Annotated in this window: 12 protein-coding genes; 4 read left to right on the top strand and 8 right to left on the bottom strand. The window is 65.6% G+C overall.

Annotation, left to right across the window (positions count from 1 at the left end):
- From NJT13_RS15740 to thiC, 3 genes are all read right to left on the bottom strand, one after another.
- Positions 1 to 900 (bottom strand): PhzF family phenazine biosynthesis protein, encoded by a 900-nt coding sequence (locus NJT13_RS15740; RefSeq protein ID WP_254522586.1) that lies wholly within the window; start codon positions 898 to 900, stop codon positions 1 to 3.
- 104 nt (positions 901 to 1,004) lie between these two features.
- Complete coding sequence (locus NJT13_RS15735) at positions 1,005 to 2,354, bottom strand: alpha/beta hydrolase (RefSeq protein WP_254522585.1); 1,350 nt, start codon at positions 2,352 to 2,354, stop codon at positions 1,005 to 1,007.
- Between the two features lie 164 nt (positions 2,355 to 2,518).
- Positions 2,519 to 3,958, bottom strand: coding sequence for a phosphomethylpyrimidine synthase ThiC (gene thiC, locus NJT13_RS15730; RefSeq protein WP_254522584.1), 1,440 nt, complete (start codon positions 3,956 to 3,958; stop codon positions 2,519 to 2,521).
- A 159-nt stretch (positions 3,959 to 4,117) separates the two neighbouring features.
- Here thiC and NJT13_RS15725 point away from each other — a divergent pair, with 159 nt between their 5' ends.
- Both NJT13_RS15725 and NJT13_RS15720 read left to right on the top strand, forming a co-directional pair.
- The gene (locus NJT13_RS15725; protein ID WP_254522583.1) at positions 4,118 to 4,816 is read left to right on the top strand and encodes a phosphoribosyltransferase; all 699 of its coding nucleotides are present in this window, start codon (positions 4,118 to 4,120) and stop codon (positions 4,814 to 4,816) included.
- Between the two features lie 170 nt (positions 4,817 to 4,986).
- Positions 4,987 to 5,715: a sporulation protein gene (locus tag NJT13_RS15720; protein WP_254522582.1), complete on the top strand. Its 729-nt coding sequence runs from the start codon at positions 4,987 to 4,989 to the stop codon at positions 5,713 to 5,715.
- Between the two features lie 87 nt (positions 5,716 to 5,802).
- Here NJT13_RS15720 and NJT13_RS15715 read toward each other — a convergent pair whose 3' ends face one another.
- Positions 5,803 to 7,269 (bottom strand): MATE family efflux transporter, encoded by a 1,467-nt coding sequence (locus NJT13_RS15715; protein ID WP_254522581.1) that lies wholly within the window; start codon positions 7,267 to 7,269, stop codon positions 5,803 to 5,805.
- 196 nt (positions 7,270 to 7,465) lie between these two features.
- Here NJT13_RS15715 and mtnP point away from each other — a divergent pair, with 196 nt between their 5' ends.
- Complete coding sequence (gene mtnP, locus NJT13_RS15710) at positions 7,466 to 8,332, top strand: S-methyl-5'-thioadenosine phosphorylase (RefSeq protein WP_254522580.1); 867 nt, start codon at positions 7,466 to 7,468, stop codon at positions 8,330 to 8,332.
- Between the two features lie 122 nt (positions 8,333 to 8,454).
- Here the strand turns inward: mtnP and NJT13_RS15705 are convergent, their stop codons facing one another.
- From NJT13_RS15705 to NJT13_RS15690, 4 genes are all read right to left on the bottom strand, one after another.
- Positions 8,455 to 9,093, bottom strand: coding sequence for a DUF8108 domain-containing protein (locus NJT13_RS15705; RefSeq protein ID WP_254522579.1), 639 nt, complete (start codon positions 9,091 to 9,093; stop codon positions 8,455 to 8,457).
- Between the two features lie 71 nt (positions 9,094 to 9,164).
- Positions 9,165 to 10,250, bottom strand: a complete 1,086-nt coding sequence (locus tag NJT13_RS15700) for a segregation and condensation protein A (protein WP_254522578.1) — start codon at positions 10,248 to 10,250, stop codon at positions 9,165 to 9,167.
- Entirely contained in the window at positions 10,243 to 13,815 is a 3,573-nt protein-coding gene (gene smc, locus NJT13_RS15695) for a chromosome segregation protein SMC (RefSeq protein ID WP_254522577.1), read from the bottom strand. Before smc ends, NJT13_RS15700 begins: the two co-directional genes overlap by 8 nt.
- A gap of 101 nt (positions 13,816 to 13,916) precedes the next feature.
- Positions 13,917 to 14,222, bottom strand: a complete 306-nt coding sequence (locus tag NJT13_RS15690; RefSeq protein ID WP_254522576.1) for a DUF7518 family protein — start codon at positions 14,220 to 14,222, stop codon at positions 13,917 to 13,919.
- A gap of 378 nt (positions 14,223 to 14,600) precedes the next feature.
- Between NJT13_RS15690 and NJT13_RS15685 the strand changes: the two genes are divergently transcribed.
- Entirely contained in the window at positions 14,601 to 15,734 is a 1,134-nt protein-coding gene (locus NJT13_RS15685) for an arginase family protein (protein WP_425499816.1), read from the top strand.
- Positions 15,735 to 15,989 lie beyond the last annotated feature (255 nt).

Raw genomic sequence — 15,989 nt, 5'->3', positions numbered from 1 at the left:
TCAGGCCTCGAGTATCTCGTCGTCGTCGGCCGGGGGGACGACGATCGAGCCGTCGAGCACGGTCACGCCGCGGCCGCCGACCTGCACTGCGCCGTCGAGGCGGACGCGAACCCGCCCGGGTCGATCGACGTAGTGACCCTGCTCGAGGCGGAGTTCCTCGGGCAGATCGTCGTCGAACGCCCCGAAGTGATCGAGGTACGCGCCGACGGCCCCGCTCGCAGTCCCGGTGACGGGGTCTTCGGGAACGCCGGCCCCCGGCGCGAACATGCGCCCGTGTGCAGTCGACGCGGCCTCGAGCGCGTCGAACGTGAAGAGGTAGACGCCCGCGGCGTCGACCGCGTCGGTGAGCCGTTCGATCGCGACCATGTCGGGCTCGGCATCGCCCAGGTCCGAGAGGTAGGTGATCGGAACGATCAGGAACGGAAGGCCGGTCGAGACGACCGCCAGCGGGAGGTCCGCACGCGCGCCCTCGAGTGCGGCGCGTTCGACCCCGAGCGCGTCGGCGACCCGCTCGTAGCCGACGTCGACCTCGTCGAACGTCGGCTCGTCCTGGGTCATCCAGACCGCTCCGTCGGACGCGACGTCGATCTCGAGGACGCCGACGTTGGTTTCGAGGGTCGTTATCCCGGGCTCCAGTCCCTCGTCGTGAAGGTGAGCGAAGGTCCCGATCGTCGCGTGACCACAGAGGTCGACCTCCTGAGTGGGCGTGAAGTACCGAATCCGACGATCCGCGACGTCGCTCGATCGGACGAACGCCGTTTCGCTGACTGCCATTTCGGCGGCGATTGCCTGCATCTGGTCGCTCGAGAGGCCGTTCCCGTCGGGGACGACTCCCGCCTGATTCCCGGTCAGCGGCTCGTTCGTGAAGGCGTCGACCTGCAAGATCCGAATCGTCTCCATACGACGTGGGTCGGACGACCGGGGTATCAATCCTTGGACGATGGGCGAGACCGCTCGCGGGACACGTCGGCCGACGGGCGGTACCAGCCCGCGTGCGGTGCCAGCTACAACTCGCCGATCCAGCCCGCGAGATCGTCCACGACCCGTTCGGCGACGTTGTTTCGGACGGCGTACGCGAACTCGACCGACGGGCCCTCGACCGGCATGAACAGGTGGTTGAGTCCGTCGTACGTTTCGACGGTCGTCTTCGATCGACCCTCGAGTTCGGTCCGCCACCGCTGTAAGTCGTCGGCCACGGTGACCTGAAAATCGCGCTTTCCCTGTACCAGGCGCAGCGGCACGTCGACGTCCCGTGCAGTTTGCAGGTGATCGTACGCCGCGAGGCTCTCCCAGAACGCGCCCGGTTTCCCGAGCAGGACGTCGCTCGATTCGTACTCGTCGTCCCGTATTCGATCGATTTCCGCCGTCCACTGCTCGTAGACGTTCGCCAGATCGCCCCACTCGTGCGAGCCGACGGAAACCTTGTGTTCGAGTTGCTCGAGCGTCAGTTCGTGGTACGGTCGGGCCGGCGCAGCCAGCCCGGCGATACCGGCGAGATTCCCGTCTCGGGTGGCGATTCTCGGCGCCGCCGTTCCGCCGAGTCCGTGACCCGCGACGACGATTCCGTCGGCGTCGACGCCCTCGATCCCCCGGAGTTTCTCGACCGCCACGAGCGCGTCGTCGACGGTCACGCGATCGAGGGTGTAGGAACCGGCTTCGACCTCGCAGGCGGGGACGCGCTTGTCGTACCGAAGGGTCGCGACGCCCCGCGTCGCGAGTCCCTCTGCCAGATCGACGAACAGTTTCGTTCCGCCCTGTGCGGTGTCACGGGTCGACGGCCCGGAGTCGTGAACGAGGACGACGCCGGGCGCACCGCCCCCGCTACCGGTGCCGTTCGCCGGCGTCGTGACGGTTCCCTCGAGCGAGCAGCCGTCGACCTCGAGGCGGAGGTCCCGTTCCGTGAACCCGCTCGGATCGACGTACGACGGCCGATCGTACTGGTCCGCGATCCCGCAGTTGAGCAGCCGTTGTGAGTCGTCCACGACGATGCGACACGTGTGCGCGCCGTTCTCGAACGTCAGCGTCGCGTCGATCACGACGACGCCGTTTCGCGTCGTTTTGCTCGTTCCCTCGATCCCGTCGAACGCACCGGCGACGGCGGTGAATCCCATCCAGAGCCGCTCGAGACGGGCTGGCGCGCCGTATTTGCCGCGCTCGCGTTCGACGAATCGCTCGCTCGCTCGCTCGAAGCGCTGCTTCGCGAGGTCGTCGACGAACGCGTTCGCGACGTCCGTGGCGGTTTTCGCGTCGCTCTCGTCGTTCGAATCGTTAGCGAGCAGTTCGAAACAGCCGGCCGCTGCCGACGCTGTCGCCGTCGATACTGCTGCGAGTACGGTCCGCCGTCGGGGTGCCATCGGTACCGGACCGTCCACAGTGTGTCGGATAAAGACGAGGTCGTTTCTCTGTGACTGTATTCGGGAGTTATAGTTGGTCCGTCGCGGTGTCCGCCCGCCGACTCCCGTCACGGCCGTTCGAATGCGGTCCGATCGAGTGGACTCGTTCGTTCGGTCGTGCCCGCTCAGTCGTCGCCCGATTCATAGACCGGGTCGACGTGGTCCGCGACCGGCGGGAGGTCGCTCGACTCGTGGGTGCCGACCGGTGGCACGTTGACCGACGCCGCGGGCGAGGACTCGAGGTCGGTTCCGGCGTCGGTCTCGAGCGACTTCATTTCGCCGTCGGCCCTCGCATCCTGATCGATCCGCATCGAACAGAACTCAGCGCCGCACATCGAGCAGAAGCGCGCTTCCTTGTAGTTGTCGCCCGGGAGCGTCTGATCGTGGAACGATCGGGCGCGCTCCGGATCGAGCGCGAGGCGGAACTGTTCGCGCCAGTCGAATTCGTAGCGTGCCTCCGAGAGGGCGTCGTCCCAGTCTCGAGCGCCGGGTCGTTCGGCGGCCACGTCGCCGGCGTGTGCGGCGATCCGGTAGGCCGCGAGGCCCTCGCGCACGTCTTCTTCCTCGGGCAGGCCGAGGTGTTCCTTGGGGGTGACGTAACAGAGCATCGCCGCACCCGCCTGCGCGGCGATGGCGGCACCGATAGCGCTCGTGATGTGATCGTACCCCGGCGCGATGTCCGTCACGAGCGGGCCGAGGACGTAGAAGGGTGCGCCGTCGCAGACCTCCTGTTGGCGCTCGACGTTCTCGGCCACCCTGTGCATCGGTACGTGGCCGGGCCCTTCGACCATCACCTGTACGCCGCGGTCCCAGCCGAGTCGCGTGAGTTCACCCAGCGTGTCGAGTTCGGCGTACTGGGCCTCGTCGCAGGCGTCGGCCAGACAACCCGGTCGCAGACTGTCGCCGAGGCTGACGGTGACGTCGTGGTCGGCGAAGATCTCACAAAGTTCCGGAAACACCTGGTAGAGCGGATTCTGCTCCCCGTTCTCTTCGATCCACTTGGCCATGATCGACCCGCCACGGGAGACGATCCCCGTTTTTCGCCCGTCGGTCAACGGCAGGTGTTCGGCGAGAATCCCCGCGTGAATCGTCATGTAGTCGACGCCCTGCTGGGCCTGCTTTTCGATGATCTCGAGCAAGAGGGCTTTCGTGATGGCTTCGGGACTGCCGGCTCGCTTGACCGCCTCGTATACCGGAACCGTTCCGAGCGGGACCGGGGAGTGTTCGACGTGCGTCTCCCGAATCGCGTCCAGATCGCTTCCGGTGCCGAGGTCCATCACCGTGTCAGCGCCGTAGTGAACCGCGGTGTGGAGCTTCTCGAGTTCCGTCTCGAGGTCGCTCGTCGTCTCGCTGTTGCCGATGTTGGCGTTGACCTTGGTCGCGAACTCCCGGCCGATGATCATCGGATCGAGCGCGCCGTGGTGGCGATTCGCTGGGATCACCGCCTGCCCTTCGGCGACCTGTTCGCGGACGAACTCCGGGTCGCGGTTCTCTCGTTCGGCGATGCGTTCCATCTCGGGCGTAACCGTCCCGTCGCGGGCGGCCTGAATCTGTGTTCGCGCCATCGATAACTAGATTATACCACCAGGTAATAAATTGCTGGGGGGACGAGAGAGGCGGCATCCGCCGACCCGACGGTCCGTTGTCGTCCCGCCCGCGGTGAACGGCCGGTTTCAGCCAATTTAAGGGGGGTGCGCTCGAGATACCGGGTAGGTGGCTACTCAATGTCCGATCTTCCGGACGATTTCGACTGTACGGTAACCAACTGGGACTACATCTACGGCCTGTGTCGGGACGTGGCCGACGACGTCCGCGACGACGAGTTCGAACCGGACGTCGTCGTCGCGCTGGCACGCGGCGGTTGGTTCGCGGGTCGCTGTCTCTGTGACTTCCTCGGCCTGGACGATCTGACGAGCCTGAAGATGGAACATTACGTCGGTACCGCCGAGAAGTCCGGCGAGCCGACCGTCCGCTATCCGATGCCCGAAGGCAGCGTCGAGGACAAGGACGTCCTCGTCATCGACGACATCGCCGACACCGGCGGCTCGATACAGCGGGCCTACGAGTACGTCGACGACCGCAACGCCGGCGCCGTTCGCACCGCGACGCTGCAACTGTTGGGAACGAGCGAGTTCCAGCCGGATTACGTCGGCGAACGCCTCGAGGACTGGACCTGGGTCGTCTATCCGTGGAACTTCATCGAGGACATGATCGACCTGATCTCGAGCGCGATGGCGAAAGCCGACCAGGAATCGTTCACGAGCGAGGAGATCCGTCACTTCCTCACCGAATCCCACGGCATCGAGCGTATCGAGATGGAAATCGCCCAACCGGACCGACTGCCCGAAGTACTCGCGGAGATGAACCGGCGCGCAATACTCGAGTCGGTCGGGGCCGACGAGTGGACGCTCGTCGACGAATAGCGGCGGGCGCCGCGCGACGGATTGGAGTGGCCGTTCTCTGACGGGTCACACCCACCAGGCGACGGTCGCATCTATCTCGGTCGGGCTGTGGACCCCCTTCCGTCACCGCACCCCCGCGTTGCTGTCAACGGAACAGAAAGTTTTTACCCGCGTCGGTCGAGCCCCGTCCTGTGAAACGAATCCTCTCCAGCCTCGGTATCGGTTCGGCGACGGTCGATACGGTCCTCCCGACGACGCTGACGGCGGGCGAATCCGTCGAAGCGCGCGTCGACGTCACGGGCGGCAACGACGCACAGGAAGTCGACGACGTTTACTTCGCGCTCGCGACGCGCTACGAGACGGACGAGAGCACTCGATCGGCGAAGGTCGATACGTTCCGCGCGGGCGACTCGTTCACGATCCAACCGGACGAGGAACGGTCGTTTACCGTCACGATCGACGTTCCATACCACACCCCCGTCACGCTGGGGCGAACGAGCGTCTGGCTCGACACCGGCCTCGACATCGACTGGGCGGTCGATCCGGACGACCGCGACGACCTCCAGATCGAACCCGACCCGCTTCGGCGGGATCTGTTCGACGCCCTCGAGTCGCTCGGCTTTACGCTCCGCACGGCGAAATGCGAGGCGACCGAATCGCTCTTCGCGAACCGCCGGTTCGTTCAGGAACTCGAGTTCGTCCCCCGATCCGGTCCCTTCGCCGGTGAACTGGACGAACTGGAAGTCGTGCCGATTCCGGACGACGGCGGGTTCGACCTGCTGCTCGAGGTCGACCGCCGCGGCGGGTTGCTCTCGGAACACTTCGACGCCGACGAACGACACGACCGCCTCTCGCTCGGTCCGACCGACAGCGACGACCTCGAGCGGCGACTGCGAACTGCGATCGAACGGAACTGCTGAGTCGAGCGCCTCGAGTCGGACGTTCGAATCCGCTCGAGACGGCGGCGCGTTAGTTCGCGACCGATCTCGAATCCGCCGTTCGGCGCGTTAGTCCGTGGTCGACTCGGTATCCGCGGTTCCGGGCGGTCCCTGTTCGTTCGTCGGATCGGCCTGTCGATCGCCCCCGTCCACGATGGTCTCTTTCCACGTTCCCCGGGTGAACCACGCGGCGGCCGCGAGCGCGCCGACGATATCGCCGACGACCACGCCCGTCCAGATGCCCGTCGGCCCCCAGTCTGCGACGAAGAGCAGATAATAGGTGACGGGGACGCGGACGACCCACAGTCCCAGGACGGCGAAGACGAGCGCGGTCTTCGTATTGCCCGCACCACGGAACGCGCCCTGGACCACCTGTAGCACGCCCATGAAGACGAAGGCGACAGCGGCGAACTGGAGGTAGGTCGACCCGTAGTCGATAGTCGTCGCTTTGCCCGCCACGTCGGCCGTCACGAACACCGAGACGAACGGTTCCGGAAACAGGAACGCGAGCGTCCCCGCGGCGAGCATGATCGCCGCGATCGCGCCCGCCGCGAGCCGGACCGCCCGCGCCGCCCTGTCGGGCTTGCCCGCCCCCAGATTCTGGCCGACGATCGTGTCCGTCGCCTGTCCCGTTCCCATCGCCGGCAGGAAGGCCAGCGAGATCAGCCGGTTGCCGAGCCCGTAGGCCGCGACCACCGCCGGCGGGAAGGTGACGACCATCGCGGTCATCGCGACCAGCGCGAGCGCCGTCATCGACTGCTCGAGCGCCGTCGGGATCCCGAGTCGCGTGATCTCTTCGACGTACTCTCGACGCGGTCGGAGGTGGGCCGCCCGAATGTCCGGCCCGACGTCGGTGTAATACAGCAGGTAGAACCCGATCGCCGTCGCGATCCCCCGCGATATGAGCGTCGCGACGGCGGCCCCCTCAACCTCGAGTCGGGGGAGGGGACCGACGCCGAAGATGAACAGTGGATCGAGGACGAGATTGATGACGACGCTGACGAACATCACTCGCATCGGCGCTCGAGTGCTGCCGTACCCGCGCATGAGCGCGACGAAGACGAAGAAGCCGAACAGGAACGGCAGCCCGAGGAAGAAGATCCGGAGATAGCCGGCGGCGAGCGGGAGGATCGTGGCCTGCGTCTCGGCGTCGGCGGGCAACGCCGACAGCATCGGGTCCGTCGCGACGACGCCGACCGCACCCAGACCGGCGGCGACCAGCGAGACGAACGCGAGGGTCTGTCCGGCGATCAATCCCGCTTCGCCGCTCTTTGCCCCCGTGTGCTGGGCGATCAGTATCGCGCCGGCCGTCGTGAAGCCGCTCCCGATCGCAATCAGCAAGAAGAGAAGCGGAAAGGCGAGGCTCACCGCCCCGACCGCGTCGGGCGAGAGCGCGCCGAGCCAGAAGGTGTCCCCGACGTTGTAAGCGACTTGCAAGAGCTGGATTACCACCAGCGGCCACGCCAACCTGACCATCGGTCGGACGAGCGGGCCCTCGGTGAGGGCACTATCGTCCGAGGCCTCGCCGACATCCATATCCGCGAAGTGGCGGGGCCCCTACTTGGGTATTTGTGAACTGTGATACCGACAACCATTGCCTCGAGCGCAGTTCCGACGAACGGAGGCCGTCGACGGGCCACCCGTTACGGTCGCCGCCGACGGACTGCCGGTGTGTGCCCGGGATCGGAGCCCCAACCGGACATTTAGGGGCCTGGTCCCCCCAGGTTCTGGCATGACGATCGGCGTAATCGGCGGGAGCGGCATCTACGACGCACTACCACTCGAGAACACTCGCACGGAGGCGGTTTCGACGCCCTACGGCGAACCGAGCGGGGCGGTGACGCTCGGCGACCTCGCCGGACGCGAGGTGGCGTTTCTCCCACGGCACGGGGAGAACCATCAGTACCTGCCGACAGACGCGTCCTACCGGGCGAATATTTACGCGCTCAAGGCGGTCGGCGTCGATCGGGTGATCTCGACGAACGCGGTCGGGAGCCTCCGCGAGGATCTGCCACCCAGAACGCTGGTCGTCCCGGACCAGATCTTCGACCGAACCAAGCATCGGTCGCCCTCATTTTTCGGTGACGGGATGGTCGTCCACATGGGGTTCGCCCACCCGTACTGCCCGGAATTGGCCACCCATCTCGCGAACGCGGCCGAGGACGTGACCGACGGTGAGACCAAGACCGAACGAGGCGGGACCTACGTCTGTATCGAAGGCCCGCAGTTTTCGACGAAGGCCGAAAGCGAGTTCTACCGATCGCAGGGATGGGACGTCATCGGAATGACCGCCATTCCGGAGGCCAAACTCGCCCGCGAAGCCGAACTGAGCTACGCCACGATCGCCGGCGTCACCGACTACGACGTCTGGAAGGACGACGGCGAGGTGACTCTCGAGGAAGTCCTCGAGAACGCCGCGGTCAACCAGGACGCGATCAACGCCGTCGTCGAACGCGCCATCCGGACCATGCCCGACGACTTCCACAGCGAGGCCTGGAGCGCACTCGAGGGAACGATCAACACTCCCGTCGAAGCGATCCCGGAAGAGACGCTCGAGCGCGTCGATTTGTTAGCCGGCGAGTATCTGGACCGGGAGTGACCCGGTTCGGTATCCAAACCGAGCGCGACCACGGTTCGGTGTCCAAACCGAGCGCGACCACGGTTCGGAATCTCGTTCTCTGTTTCGCGGCGGGACTACCGACGGTTGTACCGAGGAGTTCGTCACTCGAACGCGCACTCGAGTTCGAGCGCCGTGGTCTCGTCGTTCCGATCGACCCGACGGGCTCGGTTGGCGTCCTCGGCTTCACGTCCAGGAGGTGTCGTACTGGCCGATATCGACGATCCAGCTGCCGATACGTGCGACTCCGCGGACGATACCGGCGTCTCCGAGTCGGAACCGTCTGTTGGCGGCGCCGGCTGCCCCGACGGCGGAACGGTGGCCGAGTCCGCACGCTCCTCGAGCGCGACGCAATCGCGACAGAAGTCGTTACTCCCCCACGCGAGGGTATGTAGCGGGATTCCGAGGAGAACGAACTGTCTGGCGTAGCGGCGATGGATTCCCGCGTCCACGAGCATTCCGCACCGAACGCAGTGACGTCGGTCGGTCTCGAACGGATCGTCCTCGAACCGGTATTCGATCCCGAACGCGTGGGCCGGATACAGCGGGAGCCGATTGACGACGAGGACGTCCACCAGAACGAGCAAAAAGAATCCGGCGGCGATCCACATCCCCCGGGTCGGATCGGTCGCGACTACTGGCCCTCCCAGGGCTCCCGCGAGAAGCGCGATCGGCAGCAGTTTCCGGATCACTGCGAACGTCTCGACCCGGAATCGAAAGAGGGCGTCGTCCGGTCCGGACATCACACCGACGTTTCGCCGGTGTGTGCTAAACGCTTGTGGGCACTCGAGTCGCGGGGACCGACCGAAACGGCTCAGTCGGCGATCGCTTCGCTCGGTTCCGACTCGACCGTGGCCTCTTTGACCCAGAGATCGCCGAACAGTTCGTCCTGCTCGAGTACGACCCGACCGCGGTGGGCCAGAAAGAGCAACGCGAGATAGGTCATCACGCGCGTCCCGCCGATCTCGTCGATCTCGGCGTACAGCACCTCGTCTCGCCCCTTCCCGTAGTGGTCCTCGAGTTCCGCTTCGACGTCGTCGATGACCGCCTCGATGTCCTCCTCGTGGGCCGTGTGCGTGACGTCGTCGCTCGTCGGTTCGTCGTCCACGCGAAAGTCGTCGCCGGAGTGGTAGTTCAGCTCCTGGACGCCGCGGCCGTAGCCGGACGGCGAGTCGCTCGTGTCGTAGCTGCGCGATTCCTTCCACCACGTGTCGCGTTCGGCGGTTCGGAGTTCGCGAACCAGTTCGTCCAGCGTCTCCGGTTTCCCCCGCGCGTGTTTGCGCTCGAGGCGGCGTTCCATCTCGGCCTCGAGATTCTCGACGGGATCGAATCCGGACGGATACTCGCCGCCGTCGTCGCCGTCGGCGGCCATCGCACCGTCGTCCGCGAAGGGGGCTTCCCACGGCGGGAGGTCCTCGTCTTCGGGTTCGTCGGTGGCGAACAGTTCGTCGCTTTTCATCCGCAGGAGGACGCTCGCGTAGAACAGCGCCCGCCCCGACGTTCGCAGGTCGACGTCGTCGAGCGCCTCGAGGAACTTGTCGGTGACCGCCACGATGTCGATATCCCACGGATCGATCTCGCCGTCTTTCGCGAGCTTGACGAGCAATTCGACGGGCTCGACTTCGTCTTCGTTCCCGGCCTCGTCGACCGTGGCCCCCTCGTCCGCGGCGTCCGCCGTCGCTCCCTCCGTGAACTCGAGGACCGACTCGTCGCCGCCCGCGCTCGCGGCCGCCTCCGTGGCCGCTTCGGGCCTCGAGTCCCCCGGCCGTTCCCGATCCTCGTGTCCCACGATGTTCAGCGGAATCTCGTCGTCTCGAGACTCGCTGCTCGCGGCTTCGCCGCTCGCATTTTCGGAGCCCTCCGTCGTCGTCTTCGACTCCTCGGAGGCCTCCCTAGTCATCAGCCGGCACCTCTCCATTACTCAGGTCGATCCCGGTCACCGCGCTCACGTTGTCCTGTTGCATCGTGACGCCGATCGCCCGCTCGGAGCGGTCGAGCATCGCCGTGCGGTGGGAGACGACGACGAACTGGGCCTTCTCGGAGAGTTCGTCGACCATCTCGCCGATCCGCTCGGCGTTGACCGCATCGAGGAAGGCGTCGACCTCGTCGAGCGCGTAGAACGGTGCCGGATTGTGCCGCTGAATCGCGAAGATGAACGCCAGCGCCGTCAGCGACTTTTCGCCGCCGGACATCGCGTCGAGGCGCTGGATCGGCTTGTCACCCGGCTGAGCCTTCATCGTCAACCCGCCGTCGAACGGATCGGCCTCGTTCTCTAAGTGCAGCGTTCCGGTCCCCTCCGAAAGCTTCTCGAAGATCTCGGTGAAGTGAGCGGCGATCGCCTCGTATGCGTCCATGAACGTCCGCTTTTTCTGGGTTTCGTACTGCTCGATGCGCTCCCGGATCCCGTCAGCTTCCTCGACCAGTGTCGCCTTGCCCTCCTCGAGATCCTCGAGATCGCTTCGAACCGTCTCGTACTCGTCGATCGCGAGCATATTCACCGGCTCCATCGCCTCCATATCCGCGCCGAGATGGTCGATCATCTCGAGGACGGTCTCGTGGTCGGGGACGTCCGTCGGGTCGTAGTCGCCGACCTCCGATTCCAGCGATTCGATCTCCCACTCGAGGCTACTCGCGCGCTCGCGAGCGTTCTCGAGCTTACTCTCGACGGCGTTGACACGATCCTGCTGTTGGTCGCGTTCGGTCCGGGCTTCGCTCAGGTCCTCCTTGAGATCGTTCCGATCGTCTTTCAACTCGGCGAGTTCGTCTTCGAGGTCCGCGACGGCCTCGCGCTTTTCGGCGAGCGTCTCGCGTTTCGCCTCGATCTGCTCGCCGTGGTCTTCGATCCGCTCTTCGTGTTCGGCTTTGCGGTTCTGGGCGGTCTCGATGTCGTCGTGAAGATCCTCGATGGCGTCCTCGGCGTACTCCTTCTCGAGGCTCAGTTCGTTGAGTTTGCTGTCGTGGTCCTGAATTCGCCGCTCGCGTTCCGCGATCTCGGCGTCCAGCTCCTCGATCTGATCGGTCAGCTCCGGGATCTTCGAGTCCGCGAGTTCGGTCTCCAGGTCGTCGATGTCGGCTTCGATCTCCTCGACCGTCGCCGTCTTCGCTTCGATCTCGTCTGCGATCTCGTTCATCCGCTCGTCGACGGACTCGCGTTCCTCGCGCAGCTCCTCGAGATCCGCCTCCAGATCCTCGATTTCCGCCTCGATCGTCTCCCGTCGGTCGTCGAATCCCTCGAGTTCGGCTTCGATCGATCGCACCTCGTCGGCCGCGTCGCTCTTGCGGTCGCGGGCGTCGTCGAGGCGCTCTTCGACGCCGCGGAGCTCCTCCCGGAGGGACTCGCGTTCGTCCTGTAGCTCCGTGATCTGTTTGGCGACGCGCTCGAGTTGGCCTTCGCCGCCGCCGGTAAAGGAGTACCGCGAGCCGCTGCCCGATCCGCCGGTCATCGCGCCGCTCTTCTCGACCAGGTCGCCGTCCAGCGTCACCATCCGATAGTCGCCCATGTACGAGCGGGCGGTTTCGAGATCCTCGACGACCAGGGTGTCCCCGAGGACGTACGAGAAGACGCCGGCGTACTGGCCGTCGAAGTCGACGAGATTGTACGCGAAGTCGACGATCCCCGGGTCGCTGGGTGCGTTCGGGAGTCGCCGTTGGCTCATATCCGTAAGCGGCAGGAAGGTCGCGCGACCGGCGTTTCGGGATTTGAGGTGTTCGATACACTGCTGGCCGACGACGTCGTCGTCGACGACCACGTTCGCGAGGCGGCCACCGGCGGCCGTCTCACAGGCGACCGCGAACTCGCCGGAGACGGTGCCGAGTTGGGCGACCGCGCCGTGGACGCCGTCGATTCCCGAATTGAGGATCGTCGTGACCGCGCGGCCGAACGAGGAATCGCCGCTCTCGCCGGCATTGGCCTCGAGTTCGGCGTACTCCTGTTGTTTCGCCTGAATCTCGTCGTCGAGGTCGTCGGCGTCCGACTGGAGGCGGCGCTTTTCGGTTTTCAGATCGTCGACGACCTCCGTGATGTTCGTCCGGTTTCGCTTCGCTTTCTCGAGTTCTCGCTCGAGATCGCCCCGCTGACTCTCGATCTCCGGTATCTCGGCGCGTTTCGCCTCGATATCGTCTTCCGTTTCGCTGATTGCGTTCGAGCGGCGACGGGCCTCGTCCAGCAGTCGGTCTTGTTCGCGCTGGAGGTCGTTCTTCGCGGTCTTTTCCGTTTCCAGTTCGTCCTTTCGATCGCTCAGTTCGGCTTTGAGTTCGTCGAACTCGGTGTCGACGGCATCGATCTCGGCCTCGAGATCCTCCCGTTCGGCCTCACGTTGCTGAATTTCGGTCTTGATCGAGGCCTTCTCGAGTTTGTGATCTCGCATTTCCGTCTCGAGATCCTCGATCGTCTCCTGCTTGCGGTCGATCTGGACGAACGCCTCACGGCGATCGGATTCGGCCTCCTCGATCGCCCCTTCGCTGGCCTCGATCTTGTCCTCGAGGCGCGAAATGTCGCCTTTGATCTCCTCGATCTCGCTTTTGATTCGGAGCTGTTCGTCCTCACCCTTCCGCTCGATCTCGGCGTTCAAGTCCTCGAGGTCTTCCTGCAGGCGGACGACTTTTCCCTCGCGTTCGTCGAGTTCCCGCTGGAGTTCGCGGAGTTCGTCCGCGAGGTCGTCGGCTCTCGACTCGATCGAGTCGAGTTCGTCGCGTTTCTCCTCGAGTTCGCTGGCCTTCTTGTACCCTTCGTACTCCTCTTTCTCGCGGCGGAGCCGTCGGTAGCGGAGGGCTTGCTGGCGTTCGTCGGCGAGCTGGTCGAGGCGGTCGCGTTTCTCTTCGATCCGGAGTTCGGCTTCGTCGATCCGTTCCTGGACCGTCTCGAGTTCCTCGAAGGCGTCTTCTTTCTTGGCGTCGAACTCCGCGACGCCCGCGATTTCGTCGATGATCACCCGGCGGGAGTGGGGTGTCATGTTGATGATCTCGGTGACGTCGCCCTGCATGACGACGTTGTAGCCCTCCGGAGTGACGCCGGCCTGGGCCAGCAAATCCTGGATGTCGGAGAGATTGACCGAGCGGTTGTTGAGGTAGTAGTAGGAGTAGTAGTTGTCGTCGGTCTCTTTGACGCGCCGTCGGATCCGTATCTCGTCGACGTCGCCGACGTCTTCGCTTCCGGCCGCGTTGACGACCTGCGAGCGCTCGAGCGTGTGATCGGAATTGTCGAGGATGACCTCGACGACGGCCTCGCGGGGCCCGCCGGTGGCGGTCCCGTCGTCGTGGCCGGGGTTGTAGATGAGGTCGGTCAGTTTCTCGGCTCGGATCCCGCGGGTCCGTGCCAACCCGAGCGCGAAGAGAACGGCGTCGATGATGTTCGACTTGCCCGAGCCGTTCGGGCCCGTCACGACCGTGAAATCCTCGTAGAACGGGATCTTGGTTTTGCGGCCGAAGCTCTTGAAATTGTCCAGAACGAGCGCTTTGATATACATTCTCGTTACAAGTCCTCCGTTCCACCGTGATCGACGGCCGCGGAGTCGGGCACCGCGTCACCGTTCCCGTTCGCGGTGTCGGGTTCGGGTATCGACTGCAGTTATGCGACAATAATGTCGTCGTTACCTGAGTCTTCCGCTTCGTCGCCGGCAGCCCCCGTCTCGCTATCGGCGTCGGCCGTCGCTTCGGCCACGTCGTCGGGTTCGGTCTCCGGCGTTTCCTCGGTTCCGGACTCCGCTCCATCGCTGCGCCGTTCGGGGACGCGCGTCGGCGTGTCGGTGTCGAGTTCGGCCTCGAGGACGCGGATCCGCTCTTTCGCCTCGATAAGCTCGCCTGTCAGCCCTTCTACCGTCGACTCGAGTTCCGCGACCGTCGATTCGAGTGATTCGACACGGTTGTTCGACATATTAGCTATGGACCCGTCCGACTACATAAACGTATGTCAGACGAATATATTTTATATTACAATTCGGCGCCGTCGGTACGGCCCGGGCGACGGAGACCGCAGACCGCGCGCCTGGGACCGGGATCGGGACCGGGACCGCGGTCGCCGACAGGGAGACCGATCGAGAAGCCAGCGAAGCGATGGACGTGCTCGGCCCTCGACGTCGGTGCCGTCGACGCGGACGACGTCGCTCGTCCACCCATCCTTTATTGACGACCGGTCTCTTGCTTCGATCGATATGTGCGATCCCACAGACGAGGTTCCTCGACGTGCGCCGGCGGCGGCCGCTCCGACGACGTCATCGCTCCCGACCGCCCCGCGTTCGCCGTCTCGGACGAGATGACCGAACTGCGCGTCTACTACGACGACGCGGCGCTCGCCCACGTCCCTCCGTCGGGCGAGTTCCAACTGCCGTGGTCGGGACGACTGGCGGCCAGAGAGCCCCATCCCGACCGACGCGAACGCATCGAGAACATCCGCTCGATCGTCGGGAGCGAACTCGACGATCGGACGACGTGGACGGACGTCGACCCCGCGACCGAATCCGAAGTGACCCGCGTGCACGCGCCAGCCTACGTCGACGAGGTCAGGTCCTGGGCTGCCGACGGCGGGGGCCGCCTGACGTCGGAAACCGGCGGCAACGCCGAGACCTATCGCGCTGCCCTGACGAGCGCCGGCGGGGCGATCGGTGCCGCCGAACGCGCCGTCGACCCCGGGTCCTCGGACCTCCCGTACGCGCTCGTCCGCCCGAGCGGACACCACGCGCAAACGGCCCAGAGCGACGGCTTCTGCTTCTTCAACAACGTCGCCGTCGCCGCGGCTCACCTCCTCGAGACGGGACGGGCCGACCGCGTCGCCGTCCTCGACTGGGACGTCCACCACGCGAACGGCACGCAGGAGATTTTCTACGACCGCGACGACGTCCTCCTCGTCAGCCTCCACAACGACCACTGGCCGTGGGACGAGGTGTCGCACCCGCAATCGTGTGATTTGACCGAACGGGGGATCGACGACGGCGAAGGATACACGGTCAACGTCCCGCTTCCGGCCGGCACCGGCGACGACGGCTACCGGTACGCGATCGACGAGCTCGTTGCTCCGGTGCTGGCGGCGTACGATCCCGACGTCCTGCTCGTGAGTGCGGGGCAGGATCCGGGCGTGATGGATCCGCTCGGCCGAAACGCCGTGACGAAGGCCGGCTTCGAATCGCTCGGCGACCGGGCGCGCTCGCTCGCGGCGGATCACGCGGGCGGTTCCCTCGCGCTCGTCCAGGAGGGCGGCTATCAGAGGACCCATCTCGCGTACGCGACGCTCGGCGTCCTCGAGGGTGCGCTGGGGATCGAATCCGAGATCGACGACCCGTTCGCGTGGATGGGCGGCAATCCGGCCCCCGCGAAGCGAGCGGTCGATCGGGCGATCGAGGCCCACGGCGACTACTGGCCGCTCGAGGAGGGCCGGGACGGAGGCGAGTGATCGTTCGGCGATCGGCGTCCCCCGTCCCCCGTCCCGGCGGAGGCGACTCGCCTGCGCCCCACGTACTCCGGAGCGAGTCGGTCAACGCGAGGGACCCGACGAAGTCGGCCGTCGCTGCGCTCGCCGGCACGACGGGACCTCGAGGGTCGGCGTCCCGTCGACGAGAACCGATCGACACGAAGATCGGTTCGAGACCGATACGGACGGCGGCGAGCGGCGACGTCAGCGTCCCGCTTGTCTCGAAGGGATCGGTCT

This window comes from Natrinema caseinilyticum (assembly GCF_024227435.1).
GTDB lineage: Archaea > Halobacteriota > Halobacteria > Halobacteriales > Natrialbaceae > Natrinema > Natrinema caseinilyticum.
The sequence above is the reverse complement of the archived record's forward strand: the minus strand, read 5'-3'. Positions and strand labels throughout refer to the sequence as shown.